A 14,086-nucleotide genomic window follows, 5' to 3' on the forward strand; every position below is an offset into this window, starting at 1 on the left:
TGCGCTCGCTCATGCCTCGCCCCTCCGTCGGTGACTCCGGTGCATGATCTGTGGCTACTTTCCCCTACACGCACCACTCTGCCGGTCGGTTCACCCGATCGGCCACCCGGGTGGACCAGCGGGGGTCGTCAGGCACGCCACCGGCCACCCGTCGACCCTCGACGGTCGGTCAGCGCGCGGCGGTGGCGGCCTTGCGGCCACCGCGAGCCCGGCCACCGTTGGCCTTCGCCGCCCGGGCGGTGGCCGCCACGGCACCCTTCGCCGCGCCGCCGAGCTTGAGGACGGTACGCAGGAACTGCCCGGTGTGGCTCTCGGCGACCTCGGCGACCTCCTCCGGGCTGCCGGTGGCGAGCACGGTGCCGCCCCGGTGGCCGCCCTCGGGACCCATGTCGATGAGCCAGTCCGCGCTCTTGATCACGTCCAGGTTGTGCTCGATCGTGATGACCGTGTTGCCCTTGTCGACCAGCCCCTCCAGCACCAGCAGCAGCTTGCGGATGTCCTCGAAGTGCAGGCCGGTGGTCGGCTCGTCGAGCACGTAGACCGTCCGCCCGGTCGAACGCTTCTGCAACTCCGAGGCGAGCTTGACCCGCTGCGCCTCGCCGCCGGAGAGGGTCGGCGCGGGCTGCCCCAGCCGTACGTAGCCCAACCCCACGTCGACGAGCGTCTTGAGGTGCCGGTGGATGGCCGGGATGGCGGAGAAGAACTCGGCCGCCTCCTCGATCGGCATCTCCAGCACGTCGGAGACGGTCTTGCCCTTGTAGTGCACCTCCAGGGTCTCCCGGTTGTACCGGGCGCCCTTGCAGACCTCGCACGGCACGTACACGTCGGGCAGGAAGTTCATCTCGATCTTGATGGTGCCGTCGCCGGAGCACGCCTCGCAGCGACCGCCCTTGACGTTGAAGGAGAACCGTCCGGGGCCGTACCCACGGACCTTGGCCTCGGTGGTCTCGGCGAACAACTTGCGCACGTGGTCCCAGACGCCGGTGTAGGTGGCCGGGTTGGATCGCGGGGTGCGGCCGATCGGCGACTGGTCGACACCGACGACCTTGTCGACGTGCTCCAGGCCGGAGACCCGGGTGTGCCGGCCCGGCACCAGCCGGGCGCCGTTGATCTGGTTGGCCAGCACCGCGTACAGGATGTCGTTGACCAGGGTCGACTTGCCCGAGCCGCTGACCCCGGTCACGGCGATCAACTGGCCGAGCGGGAAGCTCACCGTCAGGTTGCGCAGGTTGTGCTCGCGGGCCCCGTGCACCACCAGCTCCCGCCCGGGGGTCTGCGGGCGGCGGCCCTTGGGCGTCGGGATCTCCCGCCGGCCGGACAGGTACGCCCCGGTCAGTGAGTCGGAATTCTCCAGCAGCGCCGGCACCGAGCCGCTGTGCACGATCCGGCCGCCGTGCTCGCCCGCGCCGGGACCGATGTCCACGATCCAGTCGGCGGTGCGGATGGTGTCCTCGTCGTGCTCGACCACGATCAGCGTGTTGCCCAGGCCGCGCAGCCGCACCAGCGTCTCGATCAGCCGGTGATTGTCCCGCTGGTGCAGGCCGATCGACGGCTCGTCGAGCACGTACAGCACCCCGACCAGCCCGGAGCCGATCTGGGTGGCCAACCGGATGCGCTGCGCCTCACCGCCGGAGAGGGTGCCGGCCGGGCGGTCCAGGGACAGGTAGTCCAGCCCGACGTCGAGCAGGAAGCGCAGCCGGGCGTTGATCTCCTTGAGCACCCGCTCGGCGATCAGCTTCTGCCGGTCGGTCAGCTCGATGCCGGCCAGCAGGTCGGCGCACTCGCCGACCGACAAGTTGCACACCTCGGCGATGCTGCGCCCGGCCAGGGTGACCGCGAGCACCTCGGGCTTGAGCCGGGCGCCACCGCAGGCCGCGCAGGGCACGTCACGCATGTAGCCCTCGTACTTCTCCCGCGACCACTCGCTCTCGGTGTCGGAGTGCCGGCGCTCGATCCACTGCACCACGCCCTCGAAGCCGGTGTAGTACGAGCGCTCCCGGCCGTACTTGTTGCGGTAGCGCACGTGGACCTGGTCGTCGGAGCCGTGCAGGATCGTCTTCTGCGCCCGCGACGGCAACGCCCGCCACGGGGTGTCGACGTCGAAGTGCTCGGCCTCGCCGAGCGCCTCCAGCAGGCGGAGGAAGTATTCCAGGTTGTGCCCGGTCGCCCAGGGCTGGATCGCACCCTCACGCAGGCTGCGCTCCGGGTCGGGAACGACCAGCTCCGGGTCGACCTCCTTCTTCGTGCCGAGGCCGGTGCACTCCGGGCAGGCGCCGTAGGGCGCGTTGAAGGAGAAGACCCGGGGCTCCAGGTCCTCGATCGCCAGGGGGTGGTCGTTGGGGCAGGCCAGGTGCTCGGAGTAGCGCCGCTCCCGGTCGGGGTCGTCCTCGGCCAGGTCGACGAAGTCGAGCAGGACCAGACCGCCGGAGAGGCCCAGCGCCGCCTCGACCGAGTCGGTCAGCCGCTGTTTGGCGCTGGGCTTGACACTGAGCCGGTCGATCACCACCTCGATGGTGTGCTTCTCCTGCTTCTTCAGCTTCGGCGGGTCGGTGAGCTGGTGCACCACCCCGTCGACCCGGGCCCGGGCGTACCCCTTGGCCTGGAGTTCGGCGAACAGGTCGACGTACTCGCCCTTGCGGCCCCGCACCACCGGCGCGAGCACCATGAAGCGGGTGCCCTCGGCCATCGCGAGGACCCGGTCGACGATCTGCTGCGGGCTCTGCCGGGAGATCCGCTCACCGCAGACCGGGCAGTGCGGTTCGCCGACCCGGGCGAAGAGCAGCCGCAGGTAGTCGTAGACCTCGGTGATCGTGCCGACGGTGGAGCGGGGGTTGCGCGAGGTGGACTTCTGGTCGATCGAGACCGCCGGGCTCAGGCCCTCGATGAAGTCGACGTCCGGCTTGTCCATCTGGCCGAGGAACTGCCGGGCGTACGACGACAGCGACTCGACGTACCGGCGCTGCCCCTCGGCGAAGATCGTGTCGAAGGCCAGGCTCGACTTGCCCGACCCGGACAGCCCGGTGAACACGATGAGGGCGTCCCGGGGCAGGTCGAGGCTGACGTCACGCAGGTTGTGCTCGCGTGCGCCACGGATGATCAAACGGTCGGCCACGGTCCGTGTACTCCCGGGTGAGAACGAAGAGGAAGATCTGTCCGCTTTTGCGGTGAAACCAGCGGTTGTGTCGGCGCGGAGAGTGCGCCCCGGCAACTGTAGACCCGCCCTCCGACAACTTCCCCCACCGCGCGCGTCCCCTCCCCACCGACCTCGCCACCCCGCCCCCACCCCACCTGCGCCGATCATGCAGTTCTGGCACCTGACAAGACGGGCAAACCGCCCGGTACCGACAACCACAACTTCATGATCGCGCCCGGATGGGGTGGGGGTGGTCAGTGGGGGTGGGGGGTACGGCGGGTGGTGCGCGACACGCGGGTGGGGCGGGTGGCACGGCGACGGGTCTCGTGGTTGATCTCCCGTTGCAGCCGGCGCCAGTTCTCGTAGCGGCGGGCGGTCAGCGCACCGTCGTCGAGTGCCGCGCGCACCGCGCAACCGGGTTCGGCCTCGTGCCCGCAGTCGCCGTACCGGCAGTCGGCGGCCAGGTCGGCGATGTCGGCGAAGGCCCGGTCGAGCCCGGCCGCGCCGTCGAGCAGGCCGACGGCCCGCACCCCGGGCGTGTCCACCACGGCGCCCCCGCCCGGCAGCGGCACCAACGCCCGCCAGGTGGTGGTGTGCCGGCCCTTGCCGTCCACCCGACGGATCGCCTGGGTGGGCATCACCACCGCCGAGGCGAGCGCGTTGACCAGGCTCGACTTGCCGGCACCGGAGGGACCGAGCAGCCCGAGGGTGCGGCCCGCACCGACCTCGGCGCGCAGCGCCGCCAGCCCGGTGCCGCGCTCGGCACTTACCGGCAGCACCGGCACACCGGGCGCGAGGGCCGCGAGTTGCCGCGCCACCGCCGCCGGATCGGCCGCCAGGTCGGTCTTGGTCAGCACCATGAGCGGCCGGGCACCGGACTCGTGGACCAGCGAGAGCAGTCGCTCGATACGGGCGGCGTCCGGTGCCGGGTGCACCGGCTCCACCACGGCCACCACGTCCAGGTTGGCGGCCAGCAGTTGACCACCGGCGTCCTTGCCGGCGGTGCGCCGGATCAACGCGGTACGGCGGGGCAGCACCGTCTGCACCGTCGTCCGCCCGTCGGGCCAGGCGCACAACAGCACCCAGTCGCCCACGCCGGGCAGTCGGGTGGCGTCGCCGACGGCGGCGGCCAGCAGGGCCCCGCCGGTCGAGGCGCGCACCGGCCCGTCCTCGGTGAGCACCGTGCAGACGCCCCGGTCGACGCGGGCCACCCGGCCGGGACGGTTGTCGGTACGGATGCGTCGTAGCTGTGCCGCCCGGTCGGTGTCCCAGCCCAGGGCGGTCAACGAGATGGTCATGGCTCCTCGTTCAGTGTCGGTGCGGGTGATACACGGGTGCGGTGACCGGCATGACCACCACCTCCTCCGCTCCGGCGCCGCGCACGAACCTGGTCGACCCCGGCCGGTGACCGGACCACGAGACAGCGGTGGAGCGTCCGGGCCGAGGGGGTCGCTGGCACAGACGGTAGGTCGGGCCGCGCCACGCCGGAAGTGAATTCCGCGGCGACGCGGTGGGCGCGGACCACTAGGGTCAGCACCGTGACACTGGATCCGCTGCTGCTGACCGGCGACGTGGACGCCGCCACGGCGCGTCTGCTGCGGACGGCGGCCACCTTCGACGCCGCCGATCTCGCGGCGCCGTCCCTGCTCGCGGGGTGGAGCCGAGGACATGTGCTCAGCCACGTCTGCCGCAATGCCGACGGCTTCGTCAACCTGCTCACCTCGGCGCGAACCGGCGAGCGGATCCCGATGTACGCCAGCGCCACGGCCCGGACCGCCGACATCGAGGCGGGTGCCGCGCGTGCGCCCGAGGAGCACCTGGACGACCTGCGGCGCAGCGCGGACCGGTTCGCCGAGGCCGTCGCCGCGATGCCGGCGCCGGCGTGGGGTGCCAGCGTGGAGACCCGGCACGGCTCGCGGCCGGCGGCCCTGCTCGTCTGGGGCCGGCTGCGGGAACTGGAGGTCCACCACGTCGACCTGGCCGCCGACTACCGGCACACGGACTGGTCGCCGGACTTCGGTCACCGACTGCTGCACGAAGTGACCAGCGGCTTCGCCGACCGCGGCGACGTACCGGCGATGGTCCTGCGCTTCGACGGCGGCGGCCACGAACTGGTGCTCGGCGATCGGGTGCAGGCACCGGTCGTCGCGGGTTCGGCCGCCGACCTCGCCGCGTGGCTGACCGGTCGCGACCCCGGCACGACCCTGACCGTCACCCCCGACGGACAGCTGCCCCGCCCACCCGAATGGATCTAGAAAGCCATGACCTACAGCGGAGAAGTCACCCCCGGCGGTCCGCCGGCGGTACGCGAACTCGACCGGCTGACCATCACCAAGGTGTCGGTCGGGCCGATGGACAACAACGCGTACCTGCTGCGCTGCGGCAGCAGCGGTGAGCAGGTGCTGATCGACGCCGCCAACGAGGCGCCCCGCCTGCTGGAGCTGGTCGGCGACGCGGGCCTCGCCGCGGTGGTGACCACCCACCAGCACATGGACCACTGGGTCGGTCTGGAGGAGGTGGTGGCCAAGACCGGCGCCCGTGCGCTGGTGCACGCCGACGACGCGGAGGGGCTGCCGATCGAGGCGCAGACCCTCACCGACGGCGACGTGGTGCCGGTCGGCGACTGTGCCCTGGAGGTCATCCACCTCCGGGGCCACACCCCGGGCTCGGTGGCGTTGCTCTACCGCGACCCCGCCGGCGTGCCGCACCTTTTCACCGGCGACAGTCTTTTCCCCGGTGGGGTCGGCAACACCGACCAGGATCCGCAGCGGTTCGCCGCGCTGATCGACGATGTCGAGCACAAGCTGTTCGACCGGCTGCCCGACGAGACCTGGTTCTACCCCGGGCACGGCCGGGACTCGACGCTCGGCGTGGAACGCCCCCACCTGGCCGAGTGGCGCGCCCGCGGCTGGTGACCGCCGCGCCGGTCAGGGCGCGATGCGCAGGCGTCGGATCTGGTTGTCGTCGTAGTCCTCGAAGCGGTACCGCAGGCCGGCGAAGGGACTGCCGGGAAAGTCGCCGGTGATGGTGGCGGTTACCACCGTCCCCTCCGGCGTCTGCGCCACGTCGGTGATCTCGTACGACACCAGCGGCACCTGCTGCCGCCAGGCCCGGATCTCGGCGATGCCCGTGTAGGTCCTGTCCTCGTCCTCGACCACGGCGTCGGGGGCGAAGAGCGCGAAGTAGGCGTCGCTGTCCGCCTCGCCGGCGAGCGCGAAGTAGCGACGGATGAGTGGCGGTGCGGCGCTCATGGCGGAACTCCTCACGGAAGTGCGTCGTGCAGCTCTGCGGACCTGCACGATCCTGCCGCACGGGTGCGACGGCCACCCTCGGTTCGATCGGTTCCCAAACCGCCTGGCGCGTTCGCCGGCCCCGACCGGCCGGGTCAGCGGGTGACGGCGCGCAACCGTCGCCGGGTGCCGAGCAACACCAGGGCCGCCAGCAGCAGTCCGCCGGCCATGGTCACCAGCAGTGGACTCGCGCCGGCAGGCAGCAGCCCGGCCACTGTCCGCGACGCGGTACCCACCACCAGGTAGAGGCCGGTCCAGCCGGTGGCACCGAGCGCCGCGAACCCGAGAAACCGCCGGTACGACATGCGCAGCCCGCCCGCGGCCAGCGGCAGCAGCGCGTTGAACACCGGCAGGAAGGGCGCGATCAGCACCAGTCGGCCGCCGTCGCGGCGCAGGATGCCCTCCGCCGCCGCCCATCGCGTCTCGCCGACCCACCCGCCGAAGCGGCTGTGCCGCAGCCGGTCGCCCCACAGTCGGCCGACGAGGAAGCTCAGTGACCAGCCGGTGAGGCATCCGGTGACCACGGCGACGAAGGTCGCCAGCCCGGTGGTGGGGGTGCCGACCGCCACGGCGGCGAGCACCGCCACGTCACCGGGCACCAGGACCCCGAACAGCGGCACCGCGTCGAAGAGCATGACCACCCCGAGCACCGCCATCAGCGCCACCACGGGAAGCTCTCCGACCTGGGCCAACTGGTCCATCATGTCTCGTACGCTAGGGCCTGTCCGCCACCGCGGACATCGGGTTTCCTCCCCTATCTCGCGACGGCGCCCCTGAGGGTGAACCCCGATCCCGCCCGCCGGTCGGCGCCATCCGCGGCATCACCTGAGGCGCTTCGCCCGGCAAATCCGCTATTCACCGGTTACTGTCGGGAAGGTATTGGGCGATCACCGGCGGACAAGCCAGCGGTCGCCCGCATGGAACAGGGAGAGAGTACGCATGGCAACCGGCACCGTGAAGTGGTTCAACTCCGAAAAGGGCTTCGGCTTCATCGAGCAGGACGGCGGAGGGCCCGACGTCTTCGTGCACTACTCGGCCATCCAGTCCAGCGGCTACCGCGAGCTGGGTGAGGGTCAGAAGGTCGAGTTCGACGTGACCCAGGGGCAGAAGGGCCCGCAGGCGGACAACGTCCGTCCGCTCTGACTCGTACTGGTCCCGCGGGGCTGATCGCACGGCGGTGAGTGGCGGCCGGTACCGGCCGCCACTCGTCGGGGCGTCGCCTCAGGCCGCCAGCCGCCGACTCAACTCACTGACGACCTGTTCCGCCACGGTGGGCGGAATCGCGGCCGCGATCTCCTGCGGGGAGAGACCGGCCAGCACCCCGGTGACGATCGCCTGCTCGTCGGTGAAGTCCCGGTTCATCAGTGAGTTCACTGTGCTCTGCAGGGCGGTGAGCTGGGCACCGATGCTGCGCAGCGTCGGGTGGGAGACCTGGAAGTCGGGGTCCGTGTGGTCCTCGCCCATGGTTGTCCGGGTGTAGGTCTGTCCGATCGGGTTGCGTCCGTCCAGCACGGTGAGGTTGCGGTGGACGGTCCTGAGCCAGTTGTGCTCCTCGGGTGTCATCTCGTTCTCCCCCTCCTCGGGGTTCAGCAGTCCGATGGTGGTCAGGTAGCGGCGGAACAGGGGCCGCTGGTCGCGGTTCGCCTTGATCGAGTCCCGGAAGAAGCTGAAGTGGGTGTGCCACAGGTGGGACCGGTCGCCGGTGCTGCGTCGACCGAGCCGGTCCCAGCGCCGGACCACGTTGCCGTCCGGCGAATAGATGATCTCGCGGATGTCCCGGGTGTCCGGGGCGTTGGCGACGCATTGCGCCACGCACCAGGTGGAGAACGTGAACAGGTCGTGGGTACGGCCGCCGGAGTTGAGCCGGAACGTCCCCACGTCCAGCGCGGCGGCGTCGAGGGTCAGTCCGTTGCGGTCGCGGGGCGACTCCACCACCGAGTAGTCGTTGGTGACGACCCGGTCCGACCCGCAGTGGTAGCCCCCTCGGTGGTTGGCGTCACCGACGATGCCGACCTCGTTGGGTTCGAGGTCGGCGTCGCGGCTGCGGTTGGGGTCACGGTCGAGATGATCAAGCAGCAGACGACGAACGGCGAGAAGATTTGCCGGTGCCCGCGTCATGGATCCCCCTTCGTTTACTCGTCGGGGACCAGGCAGGACAGTGACACCGCGTACGCGGTGGAGAGGCTCACCGCCAGGCCGGGCCAATCGGGTGCACGGCGCCGGGCGTAGCACCACGATAGCTCGCTCTTTAGGTGAATGCCCAGCTCAGGGGTGCTTTGATTCAGCTCGGAGAAGTTTGGGAGGCAGAGTGGACGACCGGTAGGACCACTGCGGACGGATGATCCGGGTCGTGCAAGATCTCCCGGAATCCACGACGGAGTGTGACAGCCGCGCCGAGGGATTCGCCAGTGCCGGGGTTACGCGCGTAGCGGGGGTGAGCCCCGCCGGAGACCTGTAGCCGCAGCCGGTGCCCGGGGGCGAAGCGGTGGGCGGCCGGCCACATCTCGACCGGCACCACGACCGCGCCGGCGTCGTCGGCGGGAAACCGGTGCGGATCGAGCCGGACCAGCCCGTCGCAGATGTTCCACGACCGCCCCCGGGTGTCCACGTCGCACAGCCGCACGAAGACGTCCAGGTGCGTCAGCTCACTGCGCAGGTGGATCTCGGCGCGGACCGGCCCGATCACCTCGATTCCGGCGGCCAACGGCTCGCTGGTCCAGGTCAACACGTCGGGCCGGGCCTCGACCGGACGGTTGTCGAACGGTCCGGCCCGCTGGGCCACCAGCAGTGGGCCGCCGAGCGACGGCGTCGGGTCGGCCGGGTCGTACCAGAATCCGTCCGGCGGCGACGGCACCGGGTCCGCGGGGCTCAGGGCCGCCTGCGGATGCAGGTACCAGCGGACGGCGTCGGCGGGTGGTGGCCAGTCGGGCAGATCGCGCCAGCCGCCGCCCGCGCCACCGACGTGCAGCCGCACGGTCGCGTCGGCGGCCTCGCCGGCTCCCTCGTCGGACAGGTGGGTGTCGAGCCAGCGCAGACCCTCGCGCAGAGCGGCGACGAACAGTCCCGGGCTGCCGTGGGTCCACGGACCGACCACCAGGCGCGGTCGGGCACCGGTGGCCCGCAGCGCCGTGTAGTCGCGCAGTTGGGCCGGCAGGAAGATGTCGTGCCAGCCGCTGACCATCGCCACCGGCGCGCCGACCAGGTGCAGTCGGTCGTCGAAGACCCGGCTGCGCCAGTAGTCGGCCTGCGGGGTGTGGTGCCGCAGCCACTCCTGGAAGAACGGCACGGTGACGCCGGTGGCGACCTGGTCGGCCTCGATCAACGGAAGGTGGGCCAGGGCGGCGGTCAGTCTGGGCTGGCCGCGCTTGAGTTCCCACTGGCGGGCCAGCCACGGCACGGTCTGCGCCTGCAGCAGTTCCGCCCAGGTCAACACCGTGTCCAGGGCGAACGACTCCCCCGCGTAGGTGGAGTCGCGGGTGGTCGAGGCGGTGGCCACCGCGACCATGGCCCGCAGCTGCGGACCCGCGTCCGCCGCCAGCGCCCACTGCACGAATCCCTGGTAGCTGGCGCCGAACATGCCGAACGCGCCGGTCCACCACCGCTGCCGGCGCAGCCAGTCGAGCGTGTCCAGACCGTCGTCGCGTTCGTGCACGAACGGCTGGAACTCACCGCCCGAGCCGCCGGTGCCCCGACAGGACTGGATGACCACGTGGAATCCCTGCTCGGCGGCGAGTCGGCAGAGCAGCCGCATCGGACCGGCCCGACCGTACGGGGTACGGATCAGCACGGTGGGCGCGGCGGGCAGGTCGGGGGCGTAGTGGTCGGTGCGCAGGATCACACCGTCGCGTACCCGCAAGGCGATGTCCCGGGTGACGGTGACCCGTCGGGTCCGCGCCGGTGGCAGTCGCAGGGCGGCGGCGGCGAGTCCGGCCGCCAGACGATCCAGCACGACTCACTCCGGCCGGCGTCGGTGCGGCTCGGTGCGGGCGGCACGGACCTCGTCCCGGTGCTCCCGCAGGGAGGCGCCCATCGCCGTCATGAACCGGTACACCACCTCCAGCTCGTCGTCGCCGAACCCGGCCATCACCCGGTCGGTGCGCTCGCCCAGCGGCCGGAAGAAGCCCATCGCCAGTTCGGCGCCGCGTTCGGCGTAGCGCAGCAGCACCTTGCGCCGGTCCTTGGGGTCCCGGTCCCGGCGCAGATGTCCGGCGCGTTCCAGCCGGTCGATCAGGGCGGTGACCGAGCCGGAGGAGAGGTCGAGGTGTTCGCCGAGCCGGCCCGGCGTGATCGGATCGCCGAGCAGCTCGGCGTCCATCACGGCGATCAGTGCCTGCAGGTCGGTGGCGTTGAGGCCGTGCTGGCCGGCGAAGGCGTGCCCGACGTGCTGCGCGTCCACGCCGTAGCGCCGCAGCTCAGCCGTGATCTCGGCGATCAGCACCTCCCGGCGCGTGTCGCGCCTGCGGTACATACCGTGAGCTGCCACGTCCCGCGCTTCCTCCCGAGATCCGGCTCGCAGCATAACCGAGCGGGAGCCACGTCTCGGCCGTCGAGATTCTCTACCGCCGCGCTGTTGCGGTATTTTTCTTGATGAGTGAAAATCTCGACTGTCTAGATACTTGCCGACTGGGGGGTCGTCCTGATGTCCGTGTTCACCCGCGTGGCGGGCGGTCGCCTGAACGCCTTGCTCACCATCCTCGCGGCGCTCGCCGTGGGCACGGCCGTCTTCTGGTTGCCCACCCCCGACAACCCGGCACCCGTCTCCGCCACCGGCCTGTCCGTCAGCTGGCAGTCCACCCAGGTCGAGCGGTTGCAGGAGGAACTGCCGGCCAGCGACGTCCAGCCGGCCATCGTGGTGGTCACCCGCGACGACGGCGCGCCGCTCACCGACAGCGACCGCGCCGCCCTCACCGCCGGCACCGGCGCCCTCGGCGGGCTCACCGCCGGCGGTCAGGTCGCCCCGCCGCAACTGTCTCCCGACGGCTCGGTCGCCCTGGTCGCCGTGCCGCTGAGCACCGAGGGCGGTCAGGATGCGGTGGCCGCGACCGTGGCCGAGGTCCGCGAGGCGCTGACCGCCCTGCCGGCGGAGTTGACCGTCGAGGTGACCGGCGCGCCGGCCTTCACCGCCGACCTCACCAAGGTCTTCGAGGGTGCCGACACCACCCTGCTCGCCGTCACCGCCGCGGTCGTCGCGCTGCTGCTGCTCGTCACCTACCGCAGTCCGCTGCTGTGGATGGTGCCGCTGGCCGTCGTGGCGGCCACCGAACAGGTGGCGCTGCGGGCCCTCGACACGGTCATCCCCGCCGTCGGCATCAACTACGCGGGCGGGGCCGTCAGCGGCATCGCCAGCGTCCTCGTCTTCGGCGCCGCCACCAACTACGCCCTGCTGCTGATCGCCCGTTACCGGGAGGAACTACGTCGGGAAGCGGACCGCTTCGCGGCCATGCGGGCCGCGCTGCGCCGCACCGCCGAACCGATCCTCGCCAGCGGTGGCACGGTCATGCTCGGAGTGCTCACCCTGCTGCTCAGCGAGCGGGAACTCAACCGGGCCCTCGCCGTCGCCTGCGCCACCGGCATCCTGCTGGCCATGGCGTCGGCTCTGCTCGTGCTACCGGCCGCGCTGGTGCTGCTCGGGCGGCGCCTGTTCTGGCCGTTCGTGCCGCGGGTCGGCGGCGAAGGCCGGGAGGGCCGGGTCTGGGGCCGGCTCGGCGCTGCCGTGATCCGTCGCCCGGTGCCGGTCGCGGCCCTGGCCACACTGCTGCTGGCAGCGCTCGCCCTGGGCGGCCTCGGCCTGCGTACCGGACTGTCGGAGACCGAGCAGTTCCGGGTTCAGCCCGAGGCGGTCGCCGGGGCGGAGACCCTGGCCCGCGCGTTCCCCGCCGGCACCACCCAACCGGTGGCGGTGATGACCCGACCCGACACCGTGCCGGCGGTCACCGCGGCCGCCGCCGAGGTGCCCGGGGTGGCCTCCGCCCGCCCCGGCACCGCCGGCCCCACCGTCGCACAGGTCGACGTGGTGCTCGAGGCCGAGCCCGGCACCACCGCCTCCGACCGGACGCTGGCGGCCCTGCGGGACGCGGTCGCCGCCGTACCCGATTCCGCGCCACCCGCCCCCGCGGGTGGCGACGCACCGACCGGCGCCATCGTCGGCGGCACCGTGGCCGGCACGTACGACGCGGCGGAGGCCGACGCCGAGGACCTGCGCGTCATCCTGCCGCTGATCCTGCTGCTGGTCGGCGCCGTGCTGGTGCTGCTGCTGCGCGGCCTGCTCGCCCCGGTGCTGCTCGTGGTCACCGTCGTCGCCTCGTACTTCGCCAGCCTCGGTGGTGCCTGGCTGCTCTTCGACCACGTGCTCGGCTTCCCCGCGCTGGACACCACCGTGCCGCTGCTCGCCTTCGTCTTCCTGGTGGCGCTCGGCGTGGACTACAACATCTTCCTGGTCACCCGCGCCCGCGAGGACGCCCGCACCGTCGGCACCCGCGAGGGCATGCTCTCCGCGCTGCGGGTCACCGGCGGTGTCATCACCAGCGCCGGCATCCTGCTGGCCGCCGTCTTCGCCGTCCTCGGCGTGCTCCCGCTGATCACCCTGACCCAGATCGGGATCATCGTCTGCCTCGGTGTGCTGCTGGACACCCTGCTGGTCCGCACGGTCGTCGTCCCGGCCCTGGCGTTCCTGCTCGGGGAACGCTTCTGGTGGCCCGGCCGGATCACCCCCGATCAGAACCCGAGGCAGACGCACTCCGACATCAGCGCCCGGACGTTGCGCACGTAGCTCGGGTTGGGGATGTGCAGCGGCTTACCCTCCGGGGCCACCGCCCCGTGCCCGTAGTTGTACGCGGCGATGACCGCGTTGAGCAGGCACGAGTCCAGCTCGGCGGTGCACAGGTCGGCGTCGAGCCGGTAGTCGGCGTCGAAGTACATGTCGCCGATGTACTTGGTCAGCCAGGCCAGGAAGGTGCCGCCGAGATAGGCGTTGTCCCGGTAGTCCCACACGTCGTAGCTCTGCCCGAAACGCTGGTTCATCCAGGACGCGGTGTCCGGCATCACCTGCATCAGGCCGATGCCCTTGTCGCAGGCCACGATGTTGGACTGCCAGCCGCTCTCCTGCCACGCCGTCGCTTTGATCAGATTCAGCGGAATGCGGATGTCCGGCGCCGACGTCGGCCAGTACGTCCGCCCGGCCGCCTCGGTCAGCGCCGCCTTCGCCTGCGCACGGCTGGCCTGATCACCCTTGTAACTCGGCTTGCAGTCGCTCGCGGGCGGCTTCGGCGGGTCCGGCGGAACCTGCTTCTCCGTCGGTGGCTTCGGCACCGTCCGGGGAGCGGTGGCCGTGGTGCGCTTCGGCTTCGGGCTCCGCTCCGCCGCCGAGGGCGACGCGCTGGCGGTGGGGGTGGCCTTCGGCGCGGCACCCATCGACTCCACCGCCGACGGGGTCGCCGACACCTCCTCCGGCACCGGCGAACCGCTGGTCTCCTCCGAGCCGTCCGGCAACTCACCCGGCAGGGCGACCGGGGCCGGCACCTCCGCGGCGGAACCGTCCACCCTGGCACATCCACCGCCGGTCAGCAGCATCATCGCGGCAACCGCCGCGACACCCCACCGTGCGACGCCGCGTCCCATGTCGATCTCCTCCGGCCGTGACGAACCCGCCGCACACTAACAGCTA

The 14,086-nt window shown here is 71.7% G+C and carries 12 protein-coding genes; 4 read left to right on the forward strand and 8 right to left on the reverse strand.

Features of this window, described 5'->3' with window-relative positions:
* Positions 1-169 precede the first annotated feature (169 nt).
* Together uvrA and rsgA are read right to left on the reverse strand one after the other, a co-directional pair.
* Entirely contained in the window at positions 170-3,112 is a 2,943-nt protein-coding gene (uvrA, locus tag O7597_RS01425; RefSeq protein WP_281581819.1) for an excinuclease ABC subunit UvrA, read from the reverse strand.
* A 275-nt stretch (positions 3,113-3,387) separates the two neighbouring features.
* The gene (gene rsgA / locus O7597_RS01430) at positions 3,388-4,431 is read right to left on the reverse strand and encodes a ribosome small subunit-dependent GTPase A (protein WP_281581820.1); all 1,044 of its coding nucleotides are present in this window, start codon (positions 4,429-4,431) and stop codon (positions 3,388-3,390) included.
* A gap of 240 nt (positions 4,432-4,671) precedes the next feature.
* On the opposite strand from rsgA, the gene O7597_RS01435 reads away from it, so the two are divergent.
* Both O7597_RS01435 and O7597_RS01440 read left to right on the forward strand, forming a co-directional pair.
* Entirely contained in the window at positions 4,672-5,388 is a 717-nt protein-coding gene (locus O7597_RS01435; protein WP_269742540.1) for a maleylpyruvate isomerase family mycothiol-dependent enzyme, read from the forward strand.
* A 6-nt stretch (positions 5,389-5,394) separates the two neighbouring features.
* Positions 5,395-6,048, forward strand: coding sequence for an MBL fold metallo-hydrolase (locus O7597_RS01440; RefSeq protein ID WP_281581821.1), 654 nt, complete (start codon positions 5,395-5,397; stop codon positions 6,046-6,048).
* A gap of 12 nt (positions 6,049-6,060) precedes the next feature.
* On the opposite strand, the gene O7597_RS01445 is transcribed toward O7597_RS01440, so the two are convergent.
* The gene (locus O7597_RS01445; RefSeq protein WP_269742542.1) at positions 6,061-6,384 is read right to left on the reverse strand and encodes a nuclear transport factor 2 family protein; all 324 of its coding nucleotides are present in this window, start codon (positions 6,382-6,384) and stop codon (positions 6,061-6,063) included.
* 134 nt (positions 6,385-6,518) lie between these two features.
* Positions 6,519-7,127 carry a VTT domain-containing protein gene (locus O7597_RS01450; RefSeq protein ID WP_269742543.1) on the reverse strand — a complete coding sequence of 203 codons (609 nt, stop codon included), beginning with the start codon at positions 7,125-7,127 and terminating at the stop codon, positions 6,519-6,521.
* Positions 7,128-7,362: 235 nt separating this feature from the next.
* Here O7597_RS01450 and O7597_RS01455 point away from each other — a divergent pair, with 235 nt between their 5' ends.
* The gene (locus O7597_RS01455) at positions 7,363-7,566 is read left to right on the forward strand and encodes a cold-shock protein (protein ID WP_164448301.1); all 204 of its coding nucleotides are present in this window, start codon (positions 7,363-7,365) and stop codon (positions 7,564-7,566) included.
* 78 nt (positions 7,567-7,644) lie between these two features.
* Here the strand turns inward: O7597_RS01455 and O7597_RS01460 are convergent, their stop codons facing one another.
* The 3 genes from O7597_RS01460 to O7597_RS01470 form a co-directional block, all read right to left on the reverse strand.
* On the reverse strand, positions 7,645-8,541 hold the full coding sequence (locus O7597_RS01460; RefSeq protein WP_269742544.1) for a hypothetical protein: 897 nt from the start codon (positions 8,539-8,541) through the stop codon (positions 7,645-7,647).
* Positions 8,542-8,704: 163 nt separating this feature from the next.
* Entirely contained in the window at positions 8,705-10,372 is a 1,668-nt protein-coding gene (locus O7597_RS01465; protein ID WP_281581822.1) for a CocE/NonD family hydrolase, read from the reverse strand.
* A 3-nt stretch (positions 10,373-10,375) separates the two neighbouring features.
* A complete protein-coding gene (locus O7597_RS01470; RefSeq protein ID WP_269742794.1) occupies positions 10,376-10,891 on the reverse strand; it encodes a MarR family transcriptional regulator in 516 nt (171 codons plus the stop codon).
* Positions 10,892-11,062: 171 nt separating this feature from the next.
* Here O7597_RS01470 and O7597_RS01475 point away from each other — a divergent pair, with 171 nt between their 5' ends.
* On the forward strand, positions 11,063-13,192 hold the full coding sequence (locus tag O7597_RS01475; RefSeq protein WP_269742546.1) for an MMPL family transporter: 2,130 nt from the start codon (positions 11,063-11,065) through the stop codon (positions 13,190-13,192).
* On the opposite strand, the gene O7597_RS01480 is transcribed toward O7597_RS01475, so the two are convergent.
* The gene (locus tag O7597_RS01480) at positions 13,138-14,040 is read right to left on the reverse strand and encodes a transglycosylase SLT domain-containing protein (protein ID WP_269742547.1); all 903 of its coding nucleotides are present in this window, start codon (positions 14,038-14,040) and stop codon (positions 13,138-13,140) included. The genes O7597_RS01475 and O7597_RS01480 overlap by 55 nt on opposite strands.
* Between the last annotated feature and the right edge of the window lie 46 nt (positions 14,041-14,086).

Origin of the sequence: Verrucosispora sp. WMMC514 (assembly GCF_027497295.1) — a bacterium.
In the GTDB taxonomy this organism is placed as follows: domain Bacteria; phylum Actinomycetota; class Actinomycetes; order Mycobacteriales; family Micromonosporaceae; genus Micromonospora; species Micromonospora palythoicola.

What these genes read in the sequence shown, in the direction of transcription:
- rsgA (WP_281581820.1), bottom strand. Translation starts at nt 4,431, where the DNA reads ATGACCATCTCGTTGACCGCCCTGGGCTGGGACACCGACCGGGCGGCA.
- O7597_RS01440 (WP_281581821.1), top strand. Translation starts at nt 5,395, where the DNA reads ATGACCTACAGCGGAGAAGTCACCCCCGGCGGTCCGCCGGCGGTACGC.
- O7597_RS01445 (WP_269742542.1), bottom strand. Translation starts at nt 6,384, where the DNA reads ATGAGCGCCGCACCGCCACTCATCCGTCGCTACTTCGCGCTCGCCGGC.
- O7597_RS01450 (WP_269742543.1), bottom strand. Translation starts at nt 7,127, where the DNA reads ATGATGGACCAGTTGGCCCAGGTCGGAGAGCTTCCCGTGGTGGCGCTG.
- O7597_RS01455 (WP_164448301.1), top strand. Translation starts at nt 7,363, where the DNA reads ATGGCAACCGGCACCGTGAAGTGGTTCAACTCCGAAAAGGGCTTCGGC.
- O7597_RS01460 (WP_269742544.1), bottom strand. Translation starts at nt 8,541, where the DNA reads ATGACGCGGGCACCGGCAAATCTTCTCGCCGTTCGTCGTCTGCTGCTT.
- O7597_RS01470 (WP_269742794.1), bottom strand. Translation starts at nt 10,891, where the DNA reads ATGTACCGCAGGCGCGACACGCGCCGGGAGGTGCTGATCGCCGAGATC.
- O7597_RS01475 (WP_269742546.1), top strand. Translation starts at nt 11,063, where the DNA reads ATGTCCGTGTTCACCCGCGTGGCGGGCGGTCGCCTGAACGCCTTGCTC.
- O7597_RS01480 (WP_269742547.1), bottom strand. Translation starts at nt 14,040, where the DNA reads ATGGGACGCGGCGTCGCACGGTGGGGTGTCGCGGCGGTTGCCGCGATG.